The organism is Wolbachia endosymbiont (group A) of Norellia spinipes (genome assembly GCF_964273535.1).
The window spans coordinates 60974-82323 of the sequence record NZ_OZ187006.1; the positions used below are offsets into that span (position 1 = coordinate 60974).

The 21350-nt window shown below is 34.6% G+C and carries 19 protein-coding genes; 15 read left to right on the forward strand and 4 right to left on the reverse strand.

The genetic code is table 11. The features are described 5' to 3' along the window. Positions 1-729 carry a putative folate metabolism gamma-glutamate ligase gene (locus ACFZP3_RS00325; protein WP_386086526.1) on the forward strand — a complete coding sequence of 243 codons (729 nt, stop codon included), beginning with the start codon at positions 1-3 and terminating at the stop codon, positions 727-729. Positions 730-1866: 1137 nt separating this feature from the next. Here the strand turns inward: ACFZP3_RS00325 and trmB are convergent. Further along, positions 1867-2532, reverse strand: a complete 666-nt coding sequence (trmB, locus tag ACFZP3_RS00330; protein WP_253309594.1) for a tRNA (guanosine(46)-N7)-methyltransferase TrmB — start codon at positions 2530-2532, stop codon at positions 1867-1869. A 147-nt stretch (positions 2533-2679) separates the two neighbouring features. Here trmB and ACFZP3_RS00335 point away from each other — a divergent pair, with 147 nt between their 5' ends. The 3 genes from ACFZP3_RS00335 to ACFZP3_RS00345 all read left to right on the forward strand — a co-directional run bounded on the left by ACFZP3_RS00335 (position 2680) and on the right by ACFZP3_RS00345 (position 5039). Then, a complete protein-coding gene (locus ACFZP3_RS00335; RefSeq protein ID WP_264687904.1) occupies positions 2680-4332 on the forward strand; it encodes a 30S ribosomal protein S1 in 1653 nt (550 codons plus the stop codon). 29 nt (positions 4333-4361) lie between these two features. Next, on the forward strand, positions 4362-4640 hold the full coding sequence (locus tag ACFZP3_RS00340; RefSeq protein WP_010963035.1) for an HU family DNA-binding protein: 279 nt from the start codon (positions 4362-4364) through the stop codon (positions 4638-4640). 72 nt (positions 4641-4712) lie between these two features. Then, on the forward strand, positions 4713-5039 hold the full coding sequence (locus ACFZP3_RS00345) for a cell division protein ZapA (RefSeq protein WP_182183710.1): 327 nt from the start codon (positions 4713-4715) through the stop codon (positions 5037-5039). Here ACFZP3_RS00345 and ACFZP3_RS00350 read toward each other — a convergent pair. Continuing rightward, entirely contained in the window at positions 5014-5292 is a 279-nt protein-coding gene (locus tag ACFZP3_RS00350) for a succinate dehydrogenase assembly factor 2 (protein ID WP_182158663.1), read from the reverse strand. The two genes, ACFZP3_RS00345 and ACFZP3_RS00350, sit on opposite strands and share 26 nt — an antisense overlap. Before the next feature lie 100 nt (positions 5293-5392). Between ACFZP3_RS00350 and rseP the strand changes: the two genes are divergently transcribed. From rseP to surE, 9 genes are all read left to right on the forward strand, one after another. Continuing rightward, a complete protein-coding gene (gene rseP, locus ACFZP3_RS00355; RefSeq protein ID WP_386086530.1) occupies positions 5393-6511 on the forward strand; it encodes an RIP metalloprotease RseP in 1119 nt (372 codons plus the stop codon). 7 nt (positions 6512-6518) lie between these two features. Then, positions 6519-8855 carry an outer membrane protein assembly factor BamA gene (gene bamA, locus ACFZP3_RS00360; protein WP_386086532.1) on the forward strand — a complete coding sequence of 779 codons (2337 nt, stop codon included), beginning with the start codon at positions 6519-6521 and terminating at the stop codon, positions 8853-8855. Next, on the forward strand, positions 8856-9407 hold the full coding sequence (locus ACFZP3_RS00365; RefSeq protein WP_253309600.1) for an OmpH family outer membrane protein: 552 nt from the start codon (positions 8856-8858) through the stop codon (positions 9405-9407). Between the two features lie 4 nt (positions 9408-9411). Then, a complete protein-coding gene (gene fabZ, locus ACFZP3_RS00370) occupies positions 9412-9852 on the forward strand; it encodes a 3-hydroxyacyl-ACP dehydratase FabZ (protein WP_386086534.1) in 441 nt (146 codons plus the stop codon). 29 nt (positions 9853-9881) lie between these two features. Beyond that, positions 9882-12725, forward strand: coding sequence for an FAD-dependent oxidoreductase (locus tag ACFZP3_RS00375; protein WP_386086536.1), 2844 nt, complete (start codon positions 9882-9884; stop codon positions 12723-12725). A gap of 303 nt (positions 12726-13028) precedes the next feature. After that, positions 13029-14588: a proton-conducting transporter membrane subunit gene (locus tag ACFZP3_RS00380; RefSeq protein ID WP_386086538.1), complete on the forward strand. Its 1560-nt coding sequence runs from the start codon at positions 13029-13031 to the stop codon at positions 14586-14588. Next, positions 14573-15916: a signal recognition particle protein gene (gene ffh / locus ACFZP3_RS00385; protein ID WP_386086540.1), complete on the forward strand. Its 1344-nt coding sequence runs from the start codon at positions 14573-14575 to the stop codon at positions 15914-15916. The genes ACFZP3_RS00380 and ffh overlap by 16 nt, the downstream gene beginning before the upstream one ends. Positions 15917-16818: 902 nt before the next feature. Beyond that, complete coding sequence (locus ACFZP3_RS00390) at positions 16819-16992, forward strand: hypothetical protein (RefSeq protein WP_353270894.1); 174 nt, start codon at positions 16819-16821, stop codon at positions 16990-16992. 56 nt (positions 16993-17048) lie between these two features. Then, the gene (surE, locus tag ACFZP3_RS00395; RefSeq protein ID WP_386086543.1) at positions 17049-17801 is read left to right on the forward strand and encodes a 5'/3'-nucleotidase SurE; all 753 of its coding nucleotides are present in this window, start codon (positions 17049-17051) and stop codon (positions 17799-17801) included. 20 nt (positions 17802-17821) lie between these two features. Here surE and hisS read toward each other — a convergent pair whose 3' ends face one another. Further along, a complete protein-coding gene (hisS, locus tag ACFZP3_RS00400; RefSeq protein ID WP_253309703.1) occupies positions 17822-19048 on the reverse strand; it encodes a histidine--tRNA ligase in 1227 nt (408 codons plus the stop codon). Beyond that, a complete protein-coding gene (locus tag ACFZP3_RS00405) occupies positions 19045-19617 on the reverse strand; it encodes a NifU family protein (protein ID WP_253309984.1) in 573 nt (190 codons plus the stop codon). The genes hisS and ACFZP3_RS00405 overlap by 4 nt, the downstream gene beginning before the upstream one ends. A gap of 196 nt (positions 19618-19813) precedes the next feature. Between ACFZP3_RS00405 and ACFZP3_RS00410 the strand changes: the two genes are divergently transcribed. Then, positions 19814-20038, forward strand: a complete 225-nt coding sequence (locus ACFZP3_RS00410; RefSeq protein ID WP_265015797.1) for a DnaJ domain-containing protein — start codon at positions 19814-19816, stop codon at positions 20036-20038. Between the two features lie 88 nt (positions 20039-20126). Further along, complete coding sequence (locus tag ACFZP3_RS00415) at positions 20127-21350, forward strand: cytochrome b (protein ID WP_265016691.1); 1224 nt, start codon at positions 20127-20129, stop codon at positions 21348-21350.

Below are 21350 nucleotides of genomic sequence, written 5' to 3' on the forward strand. Positions count from 1 at the left end.
ATGCATGTTGAAGCAATTTACACCCATCGTATTGAATGCGGCGAGTTATTAGAAGCAGTTCTTGATCGCTATGTTTCAAATTTGTTAAAAGAGGAAGTTGTTCTTGCTATCACATCAAAAATCATTTCCATTTGTCAAAAACAAGTGGTTTGCAAAACTGCTTGTTCTAAAGAAGAGCTAATCAAAAGGGAAGCTGATGCAGTTGTTGATGTGGCTCACAGTATCTGTTTAACGATTAAAGATAATATCTTAATTCCATCTGCTGGTATTGATGAATCAAATGGTAATGAGGTATATATTCTATATCCAAAAGATGTTCAGAAAACAGCTCTGTCAATATGGAATTATCTCAAGACAAAACACTGCATAAAACATCTTGGTATTTTGATTACAGATAGTAATGTAACACCTATGCGTCGTGGGATTACGGGCGTTGCTCTTGGTTGGTGTGGATTTGAACCACTTTATTCCTATATAGGCAAGCCAGATCTTTATAATCAATCAATGCAAGTAACACAAGTCAATCTTCTTGATGCACTGGCAACATCTGCTGTTTTAGTTATGGGAGAAGGGGCAGAGCAAACACCAATGGCAATAATTAGTGGTGCACCAAAGGTTCACTTTCTTACTCGTCCGCCAACTACAAAAGAAGAAAAAAGTGTTAAGATATCTATGAAAAAAGATCTTTACTCTCCTCTCCTCATGGGAGCCCGCTGGTTAAAGAGTTAAAGAGAAACTTAAAAATCTGCTATTAGACTTCTTGCATAACCATATAACGAACTTTTATTGGGAATAGAAACGAAAAAACTTACTTGACACCCTTCGCCAGCCCCCTTATTATGATAGTGAAGGTATTCAGTTATCTTCATCTGTGCAGATTAAACAGCAAGAAAACAACGTAGTTGGCGTCTTATTTTTAATTTTTTGCACTATGTGCACCTTATGTCTTCACAACATTTCTGGGTTTTTACCTATATAAGCTGAAACGCGCTTATAAGTCGTTTAAGACAGTATAGTACGCCAATTTGCAGGATTAGAGAGTGACAACTAGCTAACACGGGGTTTCTTTTGCCTTTTTTTCTGCTTAGTAAATTTCTTAAACATTTAAACAAAGGTGAGTTGCATTTAAAAGCAGCTAAATTGCAGTGTTTAAGACTTAAAAAACGCCAATACTGAAAGTAGACAATGACTAGGGCTTCTTTTGCCTTTTTTTTCGTTTGGTAAATTTCTTAATATTTATAGTTAAACGACAACCGTCATACCGCTACGTGTTAGCGGGATCTATGTTAAGGTATGACGGTTAAGTATTCCGCTACTTGTTAGCGCCGCGGCGGTATAGATCCCGCTACGTGTTAGCGGGATCTATGCTAAGAGATACCGTGACGGTATGACGGTTCGCGGCGGCATAACGATAAGCTCGTCATCCCGCTGCTTATTAGCGGCTAAGAGATACCGCGGCGGTATAGTAACTCGTCATCCCGCTGCTTGTTAGCGGCTAAGAGATACCGTGACGGTATGACGGTTCGCGGCGGCATGACGAGAAAGGGGCTACTCGGATGACAACAAAGGGCTACTTGGATGACACCCTCTTGGATGGAAGCCAGTGTCAGCTACTTTCATGACACCATTCTTTTTTCTGGATTCAAGTAGTCAGGGCACTGCCGTCTTGGATGGAAAGGCTGGATCCAAGTAGTCATACCAATGTCTCCTATTTGACTGGTCAACAATGAGAATTGGTATTAGTTTGGGTTATGCAAGAAGTCTATTCCTTCATAAGGAGAAGTAGTTAAAGGAATTTACTCTATTTCTCCCTCTTTTTTTATTATTTTTAATCTATAGTTAACGTAAAAGAGATATGCAAAAACTCTATTGATCCATAGTCTGCAAATTATTAATAACACTTACTTTAAAGAACCTTACTTTACGCTGATCTTTGAGCGCTCTTTTGTGGTATTTTGTAAGAGTATAACTTGTGAAATCGTCTTCCCTATAGATTAAAGAGTTACACTGCTTTATATGTGATGCTATCCACTCTGCATAGTCCTGATGATCGGTTGCAATGAATATTTCCCCTGTTATAAGTATTTTTTTTGCTAATAAATTTAAAAATTCCGTATTAATTAATCGTCTTTTATTGTGACTTCTTTTTGGCCATGGATCTGGAAAGAGAATAAAGAATCTTTCAACACTGTTGTCAGGAAAATTTGCAATCAATTCTCTTGCATCTTCTGTCCATATTAAAATGTTTTTTATGTTTTGTATTTCTATGTTTGTTAGCAAGCGAGAAACCCCCTTTAAGTAGGGCTCACATCCTATAAATAATAGATCAGGTTCATTGAGCACCTGGTAAAGCATATTTTCACCGTTGCCAAAGCCTATTTCTACCCATATTCTTTTTCGTGAATTTACAATCTTCTCTATAGATTCCTTGCTGTTTTGAATAGAATATTTTTCCAATATTTCATCAACATCCGGTTTTAACCTGGACCTTCTGGAGAACGATCTAATCCACTTGCTATTCTTAAATAGCATATTCTTGATACATATATAATTTTCTCACTATATTTTATATAGCTTAAACAATTCTCGAAATGAATTAACGAAAAATTACTTGTCAATAATTATTAATATTATATAATATATGAGTTCTAATAAAGTTTAAATTAAAGGTCACATTGCATGAATAATAATGATCCAGTTGTAAATCTACCGGTTACTATCAGAAAGCTATCATCAAACAAGTTTATAGAAGAGATATGTCAAGGCCAATTTGAGGATCAAGATAATGCCTTGTTTGAAGATTCTTTTGTTAACAAAATTAAAGAAGGAGATGTGGTAGAAGGTGTAATTACAAGAATAAACCCTAACGACGTTGTGGTTGATATTGGTTTAAAGTCTGACGGGAGAATTCTGATCAAGGAACTCGGTTGTAATGATGAGATCATTATTGGCTCGAAAATTAGAGTTTATGTGGAAAGAATTGAAGATTATCATGGTAATGTTGTTCTTAGCCGTGAAAAAGCAATTAGAGACGAGAAATGGAATAAGTTGGAAGAAGATACAGTTACAAGAGCTGAAGTAAGCGGAGTTATTAAACGCTCAATTAAATGTGGTTTTATTGTTGATCTTGGTGACGGAATAAGCGCTTTTTTACCGCTGAGTCATGTGGATTTGAAGCAAGTAAAAGACGCGAAGCACCTTATTGAAACTGAACAAAAGTTCATCGTGCTTAAAATGGATAAGAAGCAAGGTAATATTGTAGTATCAAGAAAGCTGGTGTTAGAAAAATTGCACGCTGGTGAAAAAATTAAATTTTTAGAATCTTTAAATGAAGGCGATATAATAGAAGGAAAAATAAAAAGCATCACTCATTACGGTGTATTTGTCGGTATTCATGAATCAGATGTAGTGGGAGTTATAGATGGATTGCTACATATTACAGATATCTCTTGGAGTAGAGTGAGTCATCCATCTGCAGTTTTTGCTTGTGGCCAGACTATAAAAGTTAAAATTATAAAAATAGATAAGGAAAATGCTAAAATTTCCTTGGGTGTGAAGCAGCTAGAAGATAGCCCTTGGCAAGATGCAGAGTCAAAATATCCAGTTGATAGTGTGCATAAGGGTTATGTAACAAGCATAGAAGATTATGGATTATTTGTTGAGCTTAGACCTGGAATTGAAGGTTTAGTGCACTCGTCAGAAATAACTTGGGTTAAGAGTAATTTACCAGTTAGTAGTCTTGTAACAAGGGGACAAGAAGTATATGTAAAAATTCTCAGTATTGACATTGCTAAGAGTAGGATGAGTTTAAGCATGAAAAGGTGTGTAGACAACCCTTGGCAAGTATTTATCAAGAAATATCCTCCTGGTTCTATTGTTTCTGGTGAAGTGAAGAATAATACCGGCTCATATGTATCTGTTGCTTTCAATGATTCTGAAATAGATGAGAACGTAGAAGGGACAATATATGTGAAAGATTTAAGTTGGTCTAAAAATAGCTCAGATGAGATAAAGAAGTATAATGTAGGTGATAAAATAGAAGCAAAAGTAATAAGGGCTAACGTGAATCGGGCAAGAATTTATCTTGGAATAAAACAAATAGAGTATGATCCTCTTGAAGAACTGATAAAGAAAGTTAAGGTAGGCGATAAAATACAGGTTATTGTAGGTAAGAGAGAAGATAATGGACTGGTCGTTGAAGTTGAGAACGATGTAACCCTTCTAATAGATCAAGAGCATTTACCGGAAAATAAAAAGTTCTCTATATCAGAAAAAATAGAAGTTGAAGTATTGGGTGTTGAAGAATATAACATAGTATTATCTGCTAAGTGATAAGGTTTACTTATTTTGGCTTCATATAAATGGCAACAAAGTCTGATATAATAGCGAGGGTAGCAAAAAGACATCCTTTTTTAGATAAGATTGTTATAGCAGCTATAGTTGATAGATTTTTTGGGATACTTTCAAGCACATTGAAGCATCATAATAGAGTTGAAATTAGGGGGTTTGGTTCTTTTTCAGTTAGAAGTTATAACTTGAAAGAAACAAGCCACTTAATGTTACAGAAGTTTACAAAGAATCAATACTTTAAAACATATTTTCGTAGCAGTAAAAAATTATCTGATTTGATAAATGAATAAAAATTTATACCATAAATAAGATGAAAGTAGGGGTTTGAGTTTATACTGTACGATAGAAATTTTTAGCACCATATGCAAGTAGTAGAAATAGTTATACGTAATAACACATACAAAATATCTTGCGAAAGTGGGAAAAAGAGCCATTTATTACGTCTTGCTAATAGTTTTGACAAGCTAGTTGGTTCTGTATCTCAAAAAACTGGAGGTAAGGGTTCGGATGCATTAAATTTCTTACTTGCAGCGCTAATTCTTGAGGATAAAATTTTAGAATTAACAAAGCGGTTGGATGAAGCAAATCAAGAGCGCGAAAAGTATAGAAACGAGAAAAGAATAGAATATATTGAGGTACTAGATAAGGTAAATAAGATTATCACTAATCTTGAGTGCATAAAGGATTAGCTTCAATAAAGCAAGCAATTAAATTGACTATCTGACTATTTAAGCCAGGAGGGAGGTTTGTCTTACGAGTTATGTAACAATATAATTCGTAATCATCAAGATCAACTATTTTTTCGTATTCGATTAGTTCGCTCAAGGAAAATTTATCAAGATATTTCAATGCGAAATGCCCTAAAAGTATATCGGTTTCTTTGCAACCCCTATGCCAGCTTCTATACATCAATTTTCTTCTGAGTAGTGAGGTATCTGTCATTACAATTAAACTTTTTTTTAATTTAAAAGTTAAACTAAATACTTGTCAAGCGAGGCGCGTTTTAATATACTTAACATTTGTTTAAGATCTAAATATACAGGTGGAATTAATTTCTAATCTTATTCATCAATTTAGCGATGGAATATATTGTTTTTTGTCATTTGCCTTAATCATTTCTGTTATAGTGTTTGTGCATGAATATGGGCATTATGTTGTTGCCAAAGCATGCAAAGTTAAAGTTGAATCTTTTTCTATAGGTTTTGGTCCTGAAATTTTTGGTTTTAACGATAAGTCTGGAACTAGATGGAAACTAAGCGCTGTTCCATTGGGTGGTTATGTTAAAATGTTAGGGGATACTAATGCAGCGAGTGTCCCAGCTGATCAAAAAGAATTAACTGAAGAAGAAAAGTTGTATTCATTTCATACAAAACCGCGGTATAAAAAAGCAGCAGTGGTTTTTGCAGGACCTTTTGCAAATATGATACTTGCTGTTATAGCTTTTACAATATTTTTTAGCACGGCAGTTTATTACCGCACTCCACCGGTGATTAGGGATGTAATTGAAGGAAGTGCAGCCAAACAAGCTGGCCTATTACCAGGTGACACTATTACACAAATCAATGAACATAAAATAAAATACTTTGAAGATATTTCACGTGTGATAATGTCGCACCCCAAGACGAGAATGGAAATTAAATATAGCAGAAATAATGAGGAGCGTAGAACTAGCCTGACTCCATTTACAATTGAGAGTAGAGATGTTTTTGGCAACATAATAGAAAGAGAAACTATAGGGATTATTTCAGTCAATACATTAAAGCAGTCATCTTTTCTTGGGGCTGTGAGCTTATCAGTAAGTGAAACTTACCACACTATGTGCTTAACGATCAAAGCTATCTTTCAAATTATCGTTGGTAAGAGAAGTGCAAGTGAAATAGGTGGACCAATAAAAATTGCAAAATATTCAGGGCAATCAGCCAAAAAAGGATTTATTATGGTTGTGTATCTCATGGCAATTATTTCAGCTAATTTAGCTGCGATTAACTTGCTACCAATTCCGCTACTGGATGGTGGGCATTTATTTCGTTATATTATAGAAGCAGTTATACGTAGAGATTTAAGTTTGAAATATCAAAAATATGAGGCTACCTTTGGTGCTTTCATTTTGTTCTTGCTGATGGCAATTGCAATTTCGAATGATATTAGGAGTCTTTTTTAAAATAAATATGAAAAAGCTATTTTACATACTAATAGTAATTTTTATCTCCTTTCCCGCTCTACTTGTTGCTTTAGAAAATAAGGAAAAAGTACAGATAAAAGATATCAAATGCATTGGCAATGAGCGAGTAAGCAATCAAACAATAGGGTTTTATATAAAGTTAGAACCTGGTAGCTATGTAGACGACGATGATATAGATTCGATTATAAAAGGTTTATATAAAACAAAGTTGTTTGCTAGTGTTAACGCTTATATCGATGATAAAAAAAATTTAGTAGTAAAAATTCAAGAAAATCCACTAATTAACAAGATAATATTAAAGGGTAATAAATTATTTAACAGCAAAGAGCTGCTAAATAATGTAATTCAATCAAAATCGCTAACTATTTTCACTGAAACAAAATTGCAAAACGATTTAATGAATTTAATCACTACTTATAGAAATAACGGTAAGGTTGGTGTTAACGTTGCATATGAGCTGAATAAGCTTGATAGTAATAGGGTCAATCTAATTTTTAAAATAAAAGAAGGTAAAACCTCTAAAATTAAGGATATAAGATTTATAGGTAACAAAAACTTTTCTGAAAACGAGCTAGAGCAAGCTATTAAAGTGCATAGTAATGACATATTTAGTAAGTTATTTAGAGCCATGTTTAAGGGCGGAACTCGTTATTTACCACAATATTTATTGATTAACACAGAATTGCTCGATCGTTTTTATTCGTCTAAGGGATATATTCAAAATAATATTCAACCGATTGTTGAGATTGATAATAACAATCAGATAGAATTGACTTTTTTGATTGACGAAGGACAGCAATATTTGTTTGGAAATAATGAGGTTAATATTGAAACTGAAATTCAGGATTTAAGCCTAAAAGAAGAAATATTGGACTTTATAACAGAGGAAAACGATAAGATATTTAATAGAGTTAAAATTAATAATACAGTAGAAAAAATAAACAAGTATTTAAATGAGAAAGGATATATATTTGCAAAAGTTAATCCAGAGTATGCACAACGTGACAATGTTGTAGATGTGACCTACAGAGTGCTGCCGGGTAAAAAGATTTATATAAATCAAATTACAATTGATGGTAACGATCGCATTTTAGATAAAGTGATCAGAAGTAAGCTAAGTGTAGCAGAAGGTGATGCATACAATATATCTGAGATTCAAAAATCACGTAAAAAACTAATTAGTAGTGATTTTTTTGAAACAGTGAAAGTAAATAGTTACGCAGTTAATGACAATGCAGTAAATCTTGACTTAAATGTTAAAGAAAAAAGAACTGCTTCATTATCTTTAGCAGGAGGTATGTCCTTTCCTGGTGGAGCATTTGTAAAAACTGATTTCACAGATCGTAATTTATTTGGTAGTGGTAAAGAGCTCTCTTTTGCTCTTGAGAAAAATCAATATTCACTTTCTACTAATGTAGAGGTTGTTGAAAATAATTTTAACGATTCTGATACATCACTAGGTGTGGGCGTATTTTATGAAAAACAAGATAAACCACACACTAGCTTCGACAGTTGTGACATGGGATTTTCAACAAAATTATCATACAAAGTTATAGAAAACTTAACTAATTCCATTCGCTACTCTTACAAGTATAACCGTATACATATGGATAATAAGGATGGAAAAGACAATGACATCTCTGATATAATAAAGGGGCAAGAAGGTGAACATCAGATTTCATCAGTAGGATACACATTAGCGTATAATAAACTGGATAACCTCTATACTCCAAAAGAAGGGTATTTACTGCGCTTAAGTCAGGATATTTCAGGATTGGGAGGGAATGTAAACTTCCTAAAATCTGAGTTCTTGTCTTTTTACACGCATCCTATATTAAGTAAAATTGACGATAGCATAATACTACGCTTTAAGATGGCAGCAGGTCATATTTTTTCTTATACCGATGAAGATCTAAACATTGGCCAGCACTTTTTTAAAGGGGGTAATGAGATTAGAGGGTTTGACCTTTCCGGCATTGGACCAAGAGCAGAAGACAAAAATAAAAGCTCATTGGGAGGCAAAACTTATTTTAATTTAACACAGCAAGTAGATTTTCCACTACCAAAACTATATGACTATGCTGGTATAAAAGGCTCATTATTTGTTGACTATGCAACACTTTTTGGCTTAGATGATAAAAATGAGAAATATAAAGATCCATATAATGATAGTAAGCTTATAAGAGTGTCACCAGGTTTTGGCTTTTCAATGCCTTCTCCTTTTGGTAGACTTAGATTAGATTTTGGGTTTCCTTTAGTAAAGGAATCTTATGATATAATACCATCACCAAATGTTAAATTTTCTATTGAAGCGGGGATTTGAATGAAATATATACAGTTATTTATATCAGTTATTGCCTTAATTATTTCCTTATTTGTGGGGTATAAGTTTGCAGGATATCAACCTCAGAACACAAAGGCTGCCATTATTGATAGTGATAAAGTTATCAATGAATCTCTTGCTCTGCGAAACATACAACAACAAATAAAGGAGCAGAATTCTAGATTACAACAAGAATTTGAAAGTGAGTTAGAAAAACTTAAGCCATCAAAAGAAGAATTTGAACTTTTGTCAGAAGAAGCAAAAAAGGAAAAGACAGAACAGTTTAATAAGCATACTGTAAATGCTAGAGATGCTTACGCTGAAAAAATGTTGTATTTAGAAGAAAGTTATAGAGATGCAGTAGAGAGTGTTTTTAACAAGATAAAAGAAGTTGCTAAAAAAACGGCAGAAAAAAACAACATAGATTTAGTACTATTTATTTCAAAAAAGAAACAAGTTTTATACTCTATGGATGAAGTTGATTTATCGGATATGGTATTAAACAATATAAACAAGGAAATACCTGAATTTGCTTTAAAAGGCATTGAGTAGGCTTATGCAATTTAATATCAGTGATATTATAAAAATACTACCACATTCTTATCCGTTTCTCTTAGTAGATAGGGTTATAGAGTGTGATCCTGGTAAAAGTATAAAAGCAATCAAAAATGTGACTTTTAATGAGCCATTTTTTATTGGTCATTTCCCTGGTCATCCAATAATGCCAGGAGTCTTGATAATTGAATCGCTAGCTCAAGCATCTGCTATATGTGTTCTTTGTAAAGAAAGTCAAGGTACAATAGAAAACAAAGCTATTTACTTTATGTCTATTGAAAATGCAAAATTCAGAAAGCCAGTCACTCCAGGGGACACACTGATTCTGCAAGCTAATGTTAAAAACGCACGTTTAAGTGCATGTAAATTTGAGTGTATTGCGTGTGTTGGTGAAGAAAAGGTTGCAGAAGCAACGATTTTAGCTATGCTACAAAATACGTAATATACAAAAGACAGTGTGCATACTGTATAATGCAGCTTAATATCTCATTTTCAAATTTATATACTCGCAGTGGATTAATAAAATTGGATGAGACATTTTTGAATTATATTAAATCATGTGATGAAAGCTTGTTTTGTTCATTAATTGAAGCAAGGAAAAATCAGATTGGTGATAGCCAGTTAATAATAGACCTCTCATATTTATTTGACGAGTTTATTGCAAAACTTTTCAACATTGAAAAAGAAATAGAAGAGCTAAAGAAAAAACACAATGACTTTGCTGTGATATATAAATGCAAAAGGTTATTTGTCCAACGCTACGCATTGAAGAAATACATTAATGTGGCGAATATAGATATTACTAACAAACTAAGTCATTTTCTCACTTTGCCAACAACAGAAAAAAATTTTGCCGAGCAGGTGATGCATTGGTTTGAAGATAAAGAAAATCACAAAGAAGAAATAGAACTTGCGGCACAATATGCAGTGTGGAGAGTAAAAAATAAACGGAGTATACTCTTTAGTATCCATAGGAAAATTGACCATGAAAATCTCATACCATTTTCTAAAAAAGAAGTAGACAAAGTTGAAGTGCTGTATTCAAATGAAGTAAAAAGACGATATGGTTTTGATCTAACAAGCAAAAAGGTGAGTTTGAACAAAGCATTAGATAACGCTCACTACTGCATATTCTGTCATAAGCAAAATAAGGACAGCTGCTCAAAGGGGCTAATTAATAACGACAATACTTTTAAACAGTCCCCACTAAAAGTTGAGCTGCATGGCTGTCCACTAGAACAGAAAATATCAGAAATGAATCTGGTGAAAAGCGAAGGTTACAGCATAGCAAGCCTTGCAATTGTGATGATAGATAACCCATTATGTGCGGCTACTGGGCACAGAATATGCAATGACTGCATGAACTCGTGCATATATCAGAAACAAGAACCCGTGAATGTGCCAATGATTGAAACAAGGATTTTGGATGATGTGCTTAGTTTACCGTACGGATTTGAAATATATTCTCTGCTCAGCCGTTGGAATCCTTTAAATTTTCAGCGTTCATTGCCAAGAGAAAACACCGGAAAAAACGTTCTAGTTGTAGGCCTTGGTCCTGCTGGTTTTAATTTAGCTCATCATTTGTTGAATGATGGGCATAACGTTATCGCCATTGATGGACTAAAGATTGAACCTTTAATCGATAATTTCCAGCTAATTAAAGATTTTGAACACGAAAAATTGAGTGAACGCACGGCAGGTGGGTTTGGTGGAGTGGCAGAATATGGCATTACTTCTAGGTGGGATAAAAATTACTTAAAAATTATCAGGTTATTACTAGGAAGACGTGAAAATTTTGCAATTTATGGCGGCATTCGTTTTGGTGGCACAATTACCGTGAAAGATAGCTTCAATCTAGGTTTTGATCACATCGCCTTGGCACTTGGCTCAGGTAAGCCTCGAATGATAAAAATAAAGAATATGCTAGCTCGTGGAGTGCGTATGGCATCTGACTTTCTTATGTCGTTACAACTGACTGGCGCTCTTAAATTTGATTCTATAGCAAATCTGCAAGTTCGTATGCCGATAGTTGTAATAGGGGCTGGGCTTACTGCAATTGACACTGCTACTGAAGCTTTAGCGTATTATCCAATTCAAGTAGAAAAATTTCTTCTTCGTTACGAGGTATTGGTTGGTAAATATGGAAAAGACTATGTTGAAAAAGATTGGACAGAGGAAGAGCGCGAAATTGCGAATGAGTTTATATCGCACGCACAATTGATCCGAGAAAAGCAAAAGTTAGCAAAAAAAGAGAGTAGAGAAATAAAAATATTAGAGTTAATGCAGAGTTTGGGGGGAGTGAAAGTTGTATATAGAAAAGAGCTAAAAGATTCGCCAAGTTATCGATTAAATAGCGAAGAGGTGCAAAATGCACTGTCAGAAGGGATTTACTTTATTGAAAACTTAGAGCCAGTTGAAGTTGTGACGGATAAATATAATCATGCTGAATCAATAAAACTAATAGACACAAAATCCGGCGAAATCAAATGCATGAAAGCACGTTCTATTTTTATAGCAGCAGGTACTGAGCCAAATACAGTTATTGCAACAGAAGATAAAAAGCATTTTAAATTAAGCAATGGGTATTTTACTCATTTGAATTCATCAGGAAAAGAAATAGATCCAATATTTTCTCCTAAGATGCAGAATAAAGACAGAATATTAGTATATAAGCAAGGCAATAAAACAATTAGCTTTTTTGGTGATCTTCATCCTTCGTATAGCGGCAGCGTCGTGAAAGCTATGGCAAGTGCTAAGAACGGCTACCCTATTATTTCCCAGCTTTTGAATAGAGTTAATAGCTTCGTTTCTGTCACTCCAGCTAGAATCTCGGAGTCATATGCACAATTGTATGAATGTTGTAATGTAAGAGTAACTTTCACCAAAAAAGATGTCATCCAAGTAGCTGACACTGAGATCCAGAAAAAAAATGCGTGGTCAAGCGTTGAAGATCTGGCTAACAAAGAATTTTTCAATAAAATCAAAGAGCAATTCACTGCAAAGGTTATAAAAGTTCAATATTTAACAGACAAAGTTGTGGAAATAGTGATCAAAGCACCACTTGCGGCAAAGAATTTTAAACCTGGACAATTCTTTAGGTTGCAAAATTTTGAAACCAATAGCAGAAAAGCCAATAATACAAACCTTGCTATGGAAGGTATAGCCGTAACCGGCACTGAAGTAGACAAAAAAAAAGGAATTATTTCCACTATTGTGCTTGAAACTGGCGGTTCCACTAATTTATGTAAATGTTTTAAAGAAGGTGAACAAGTAATTCTTATGGGTCCAACTGGAAGCCCAACTGAGGTTTACTAAGTCTGGATATTAAAGTGATGCCAAATTTTATTTCAAAAAGTAAATAATTTACTAACGCTCGTGCACAAATTAAAAATAAATTATGCACGAGTGTAGCATTGTGAATTAAGAATGCTATATTAAAGCTTACCTCACTATTAAAGCTATCGGTCAGATTAGATTAAAAACCTAATCTGACCGGTTTCTCTATAACCCTCTAAACTCTGATATAATTATATGATAATTAGTTTAATTAGTGGTTAATATGCAAATTGATTTTATTCATATATTGAGATAGCATAAACCATATTGGTTTAAATTATTGTGCAACTTTGTAAATCGTCACTGTTACTCCTACTGACTATATTAATAGTTATAGTCCTAAAATTACCTGAAAATTTGAGCATTGCAGTAAATTGGTCTCTCCCAATTCTAGATTTTGATTTATCTTTTCGTATCATACTAATATCTTTTTTATCAGTTGCATTTTTAGCTGTTCTACCAGCACAAAATTTGACTTTTTCAGAGATGCTATCTTTTGCTGCTTACACTATTAGTTCACTTTATGCAGTTTTATCTGAACATATGATATTGGTTATAATATTCTGTGAATTAATGACCGTCAGTGCATTTTTTACTATCGCAGCTGGCTGTAGAGATAGTGGACCTGCAATAAGGTACGCTTGTGTACACTTTTTCGTTGGAGTTATATTAACAGCAGGATTGGCACTGCAAAGTACTAACCTGATAATTTTAGGTTTATTGATAAACTGCGCTTGTTTCCCTTTTTCGTTTTGGGTTGTTGATGCATATCCTGCTGCATCGCTACATGGCACTACATATCTCTCTTTATTTACCACTAAAGTCTCTTTTTTAGTGATGCTTTTACACACTTATAACCTATGGCAAGATTGTACTGAAATATTAGCGCTTGTAGGCGCCATCACTGCAATTTACAGCATTATATTTGCTTCTCTTGAGCAAAATATTCGTAGATTTTTATGCTATAATATTATAGGACAAATGGGCTTGCTGATTATTGCAGGAGGTTTACTCAGCCCTTCGGAAAAGGCAATACCAATTTTGATACTGCATATAATCTTCTCTCTTGTTTATCAATCATTATTGTTTGTGGTCAGCAATTCGATTATTTCACGAACAAAAACAATTAGTTTTAATGGAGTAGGTAAACTGATGTCAGTGGAAGGCATGTGTGCTATAATCGCAATACTTACAATGGCTGCATTTCCTGGAACCGCTGGATTTATCAGTAAATCATATATCACAGCTGAAATTGAAATGAACACTGTTGCCTTAAAAGGGTATAAAAATTTATATAAGGTTCTAAATTTGCTGCTTCATTTAAGCGTGGGGCTAAAGTTTCTTTATTACTTATTTATTGCAAAAAGTAAGTCAAAACCTTTAGCAGAGAGGGGGAGCAAAATGACTATGATCATTTTAGCATTTATATGCGTAATCACTGGCAATCCTTACTTACCTATTTACAATAAATCTTCGATTTTCGATTTTGTGTACAACACAAAAAATATTTTGTCGCAATTTAATTTGTTATTATGTACCACTTTATTGTTTATTCCTTTACGCAAGTTATTTTACCCGAGAATAAATTTTAAAATGGATGTTGATTGGACTTTTAGAGCTTTCATACCCTATATTGTCTTGCTGTTCAATCAGTTAGTCTATAAAACTAGAGAAATATTTGCCAGCGTAGTGCAAAACTTGACTAATTCACTTACTAGTTTATACTTTAATAATATTACTAAACTTAAAGAAGTGCTGGGTTATAACTCAGTGAGTTTTGTTTCAGCTTCTTCTCTCTTTTTAATGAGTATTCTACTAACGCTATTATGTTTAAATCGTTAACTGAAAGTTTAAATTCTGTATTTAGTAAACTAAGAGGAAAGTCGATCATTTCTGAAGATGATTTTAATCTTGCCATGCGTGAAATACGCATAGCCTTAATTGAAGCTGACGTTTCACTTGAAGTTGCAAAAAAATTCATCAACGACATTAAAGATAAAGTGATTGGGGAAAAAGTCATAAAAAGTGTTTCTCCAGCACAAATGATAATTAAAATTGTGCAGGATAATTTAGTTGCAGTTCTCGGATCAGAGAAAAGTGACTTAAATCTAGCAGTTAAACCCCCTGCTGTGATTATGATGGTGGGCTTACAAGGTTCAGGTAAAACAACTACCTCAGGAAAGCTTGCTTTAAAGCTAAAAAAGCAAAAGAAAAAAGTGATGCTTGCCTCTTTAGACATTTATAGGCCGGCTGCCCAAAAACAACTTGAGGTGCTGGGTAAACAGATAGACGTACAAACTTTACCTACAGTAATAAATGAGGGGCCTATTGCAATTACAAAAAGGGCACTGGCAGCAGCAAAGAACGATAATTATGATGTATTAATACTAGACACCGCAGGCAGGCTTCATATTGACAATAATATGATGAATGAGTTAAAAGCCGTAAAGGAAATAGCTTCACCTGCAGAAGTTATTTTAGTAGCCGACGCAATGATAGGCCAGGATGCGGTCAACATTGCCAAATCATTCAATGAGGTAATAGGTGTAACCGGCATTATTCTCACCCGCGTTGATGGTGATGCACGTGGTGGTGCTGCTCTTTCTATGAAAATGATCACCGATTGTCCAATTAAATTTATTGCTTGTGGTGAAAAATTAAGTGACCTCGATGATTTTTATCCCGATAGAATTGCAAAAAGGATACTTAGCATGGGTGATGTTGTCTCATTGGTTGAAAAAGCTGCTGAGATTGTTGGTCAGGAAGAAATTGATAAGTTACAAAAGAAAGTAAAAAAGGGTAAATTCGACCTAAACGACCTAGTGGGAATGTTAAAAACTCTGAGTAAAATGGATGGCATTAGCAACATAATGAAATTCATCCCTAGTTCATTCACAAAAAAGCTAAGTAGCAGTGTGCCAGATGACAATAAAGTGAAAAAATATATAGCCATCATAAACTCAATGACCGAAAAAGAAAGGCAAAATCCAGATATTTTAAATGGCAAAAGAAGACTTAGAATTTCTAAGGGGTCCGGAACAAGTGTAACTGAAGTTAATCTTCTGATTAAGCAGTATAATCAAATGAGCTCTGTGGTAAATAAGTTCAGTAAAGTTGACCATAGTAAACTCAAAGAATCTGATTTGATGGATATGCTAAGCAGAAAGTAAGTCAGCAGGTAGTGGAATGAGACGATTGTCAGTAAACCTTTAGCTATATCAAAAGCGGCTTAGGTCTCGCAAAAAAATTTACAGCTTCTTGCTAGCCAAGAAATTTATTATTAATTTTAAGAAATACTATAGCTGATCCAAGCAACATGTCATACCGCGATTCATTCACGGTATCTCAGCCGCTAACAAGAGATCCCGCTAACAAGCAGCGGGATGACGAATTACTATTTACACCGTCATACCGCCGCGGTATCTCTAGATCCCGCTAACACGTGGCGGGATGACGAAGTTATCGTCATGCCACCGCGAACCGTCATATCGCCGCAGACCGTCATACCGCGATTCATTCGCGGTATCTCTTAGCATAGATCCCGCTAACACGTAGCGGGGTGACGAAGTTATCGTCATGCCACCGCGAACCGTCATATCGCCGCAGACCGTCATACCGCGATTCATTCGCGGTATCTCTTAGCATAGATCCCGCTAACACGTGGCGGGATGACGGGTGTCAGGGTGTCATCCGAGTAGCCTCTTTCTTGTCATCCCAGTGCCCAGACTGGAATGACACCCTACTTAACCGTCATACCGCGATTCATTCGCGGTATCTCAGCCGCTAACAAGAGATCCCGCTAACACGTAGCGGGATGACGGTTGTCGTTTAGCCATAAATATTTAAGAAATTTACCAAACAAAAAAAAGGCAAAAGAAACCCCGTGGTAATTAGTGTTCACTCTCTAATCCTGCAAATTGGCGTACTATACTGTCTTAAACGACTTATAAGCGCGTTTCAGCTTATATAGGTAAAAACCTAGAAATATTGTGAAGACATAAAGTGCACATAGTGCAAAAAATTAAAAATAAGACGCCAACTACGTTGTTTTCTTGCTGTTTAATCTGCACAGATGAAGATAACTGAATACCTTCAGTACCATGATAAGGGGGCTGGCGGAGTTTGTCAAGTAGGTTTTTTCGTTTCTATTGTAATGACAGTTATAGCCTGTGCAAGAAATCTATTGATTTACAGCAGGTTCTTTGTTACAGTTCATAGTTATGCAAAGAAACTTAAAGCCTCATGAGTTTATTTACAGCCAGTGATTTACATAATTTGGAACTGTATAGCTGAGTATTGTATATGATAATATTGATAACAAACGATGATGGCTTTGGAAGTGAAGGAATAAAATTACTCAAAGAGATTGCACAGAATTTTGCGTCAGAAATATGGATAGTGGCACCAGATACTGATAGAAGCGGGGCTGCAAGATCTCTTGATTATCCAGTGAAACAATCTATTGGAATAAACCAACATAGTGAAAGGGAATTTAGTGTGTCTGGTACTCCTGCAGATTGTGTCATTATTGCGCTAAATAAAGTTATGAATAAAAAACCAGACTTAATATTGTCCGGAGTAAATATTGGATCAAATGTCGGGGACGATATTTGTTATTCAGGAACAATTGGTGCTGTAATGGAAGGTGCTGCAAGGTCTATACCTTCTATTGCGCTGAGCCAAGTTTATCATGATAAAATAGACTGGCACAATACAAAGGTTTTTGCACCAAAGGTTATTGCCAAGCTAGTTAAGGTTGGTTGGCCTAAAAACATAGTGATGAGTGTAAATTTTCCTGCTACGGAAAAAGTAAAAGGAGTAGAATTTGCTGAACAAGGTGAATATAACATTGATGGGGATTTAACTTTTACTGAAAATTCGAATGGCTTTTTTAGCTTAAATTGGTCTCGAGAGCACTCAGGCAGTGGTAGTGTAAATAAAATAAAAGAAGGATTTATTACTATCACACCAGTAAAATTAGATTTTACAGATTATGATACATTGAATGCTATGAAAAATTCTTGTGCAGACGAATTTTCTTCTATAGCTGACTAAGAAAAACATTTGCATTGCTCTTAATTGATGTTTTCTATTGTGTTATCGCGAGCAATTATTTTTTCTTCACCTGTATCCATGTTTTTGATCTTTAAAGTTTTACTACTCAATTCTTCATCGCCAAAGATTAAAGCAGCTTTAGCATTTGCTTGATTTGCTTTTTTCATTCGGTTTTTAAGTGCTCCGCTATATTCGTAGACTACATATAAACCATTTCTGCGCAATTCATTCGCAAGTGTTAGAGCATGTTCATCAGCCTCTCTGCCGATCGGAATTAGGTAAATAGGTCGCTCTTCTTTCGGAGAATAATTGATTAACTCCATTATGCGTTCAATACCTCCTGCAAATCCTATCGCTGGAGTGTGTTTTCCACCTACTGAAGATACTAAATTATCGTATCTTCCACCGGCAAAAACTGCCCCTTGTGCACCTAAATCTTCTGTGACAAATTCAAATACTGTGTGACAATAATAGTCTAGACCTCGAACTAATTTGCTATTTACAGTGTAAGGTATGCCAAGAGCTTGCAGTCCATTTAACACCTGGTCAAAGAAATATGAAGATTCTTTTGTATAGTGATCACTGATTTTAGGCGCATCAGAAATTATTAATCTATCTTTCTCATCCTTAGAATCCAGTATTCTGAGTGGATTTTTGATCAACCTATTTTTGCTATCTTCTGATAGATCGTTTTGATACTTTGTAAAGTATAAGATCAAAGCTTCTCTATACTTAGTTATTGTTTCACTATCACCTAAAGAGTTGATTTCCAGCTTTACATTTTTATTGATGCTAAATTCAGTTAGTAAGTGCTGAGCGAGTGATATCAATTCAACATCGGCTTTTGAATCTTCTACACCAAAAACCTCAAAATTTATCTGATGAAATTGCCTCTGTCTTCCCTTTTGCGGTCTTTCGTAACGAAATGCAGGCCCTGTTGAAAATAATTTTATCGGCGTTTGCAGTTTTTTTTCAATTAATAGCCTAACAACCGCTGCAGTGAACTCAGGACGTAAAGTTATGCTCTTTCCCCCTTTATCATTAAAGGTGTACATCTCTTTAGTGATGATGTCTGAGCTATCACCTAAAGTCTTTGTGAAAACTTCCGTATATTCAAATATCGGAGTTTGAGCAGGCAAAAAGCCATATAGACTTGAGATTCTGCTTGTTGTTTGCTCTATGTGTTTAAACTTGTACCATTCATCAAACAGGAGATCTTTTGTTCCTCTAACCGTTTGATTAGTCATAGTGTGGTCTCTATACCTGCAACCTCTGGTATGTGGTAGCTCAGCATATTCTGCACTCCTTGCTTTAAAGTAATTGCAGCACTTGGGCATCCAGAGCAAGCTCCTTGTAACTCAACATAGACTATCCCGTCTTTATAGCCACGAAATTTGATATCGCCACCATCTTGAGCAACTGCAGGTTTGATATAACTTTCCATCAATTCTTTTATTCTATTTACAATTTCTATATCATTTTTATCAAAAAATTCTTCATCCGGTATATTATTATCATTTACTCCTTCTTTATCTAGTGCTCTTCCACCTGAAGTAAAGTGATCCATGATTGTAGTTAAAATTTCTACTTTTAATGTATCCCAATTAATTCCACCCAATTTTGTTACTGAAATAAAATCATGACCAAAAAACACTCTTACCACATGTTCTATTTGAAAAAGATTTGCTGCTAGCTTGGAGTTTTTTATTTCATCTGCATTTGAAAAATCAGCCGTTTCTCCTTCGTTTAGAATTGCAAATCCAGGGAGAAATTTCAGTGTGTTTGGATTTGGTGTTTCTTCAATCTGGATGAACATGTTATTTACCATGACAATTATAATTGTTACTATTTAATCATAAAATAATAAAAAAATATACATGTCATTCATCTTTTTTCTTTTTTTAGTATTCATAGTAGTTACATTTGTTTTGCCTAGCGTTGTTGTATTTTTTCTTTTCCTGACAAAAAAAAATAACATAAGTTTCATGATGAACTCTATATTGAGTAAGTTTTTGAACGAATTTAATAGCAGTAGAAGTTATACTGAAAATTACACTGGTGATAACATGTCCAAAGATGAGGCATTAAAGATACTGGGGCTGAATCCTGAGGCAAGTCAAAATGAAATTAATAAAGCATATCAAAATTTAATGAAATTAGTTCATCCAGATAAAGGAGGCTCAGAGTATTTTGCACAGAAATTAAATGCGGCACGTGATAGGTTGCTGAAGAGGTAGTAATTAATATCGCTTTAAACTTTTTATTTGTGTGTAAAGGATAAGTTGCTACAATAAAACGAGTTAAAGGTAGAGAAAGCTTTAAGTTATGCAGAAAAAAAAAACAACGATAGAAGAAGAAAAAGGCATATTAGGGTGGATAGAATATAGATTGCCTATATTTTCTTTTTTGAAACACACTGCTTCTTACCAAGTGCCAAAAAACTTAAATTATGCTTGGAACTTTGGCTCTTTGGCTGGTATAGCGCTAATTTTACAAATAATAACAGGTATATTTCTTGCTATGCACTACACTCCGCATGTTGATTATGCGTTTAATAGTGTAGAGCGCATAATGCGAGATGTGAATTACGGGTGGTTAATACGCTACACTCACGCTGTTGGAGCATCGCTTTTCTTTATGGTAGTCTATGTTCATATAATGCGTGGATTATATTACGGATCTTACAAGAGGCCACGAGAGATGGTGTGGTTTGTTGGTATATTTATATTTTTTGCAATGATGGCAACTGCCTTTATGGGATATGTATTGCCTTGGGGACAAATGAGTTTCTGGGGTGCAACAGTCATAACCAACTTATTTTCAGCTATACCTTTAATTGGCAATAAAATAGTTATATGGTTATGGGGTGGTTTTTCCGTTGATAATCCAACACTTAACCGTTTTTTTGCTCTGCATTATCTTCTGCCTTTCATTATTATTGCTTTAGCTATGCTTCATGTGATAGCTCTGCATAGGTTTGGCTCTGGTAACCCAAGTGGAGTGGAGGTAAAATCAGATAAGGATACCATTCCTCTCTATCCTTATTATATAGTCAAGGATTGCATAACTTTTGGTCTGTTTTTTGTAGTTTTGTTTGCATTTGTTTTCTATGCTCCTAATTATCTTGGACATCCAGACAATTATATAGAAGCTGATTCTATGGTCACTCCGGTACATATAGTGCCAGAGTGGTACTTTTTACCTTTTTATGCAATGCTACGTTCAATTCCAGATAAACTTACTGGTGTGCTTACCATGTTTGCGTCTATTTTAGTTTGGTTTTTGTTACCTTGGCTTGATAAATCAAAAGTTAAAAGTGGTGCTTATCGCCCAGTGTTCAAAAAATTTTTTTGGGTTTTCGCAATAAATTTTGCACTTCTTGCCTGGCTTGGAGGACAAGAGGTGAAAGAGCCTTACATCACTATGAGTAGGCTATCCACTCTTTATTATTTTGCATATTTTGTAATAATTTTACCACTGCTTAGTAAATATGAAAAGCCAAAAGAACCACCAAAAACCTTAAGTGATTCTGTGCCGGAGATGAAGTAA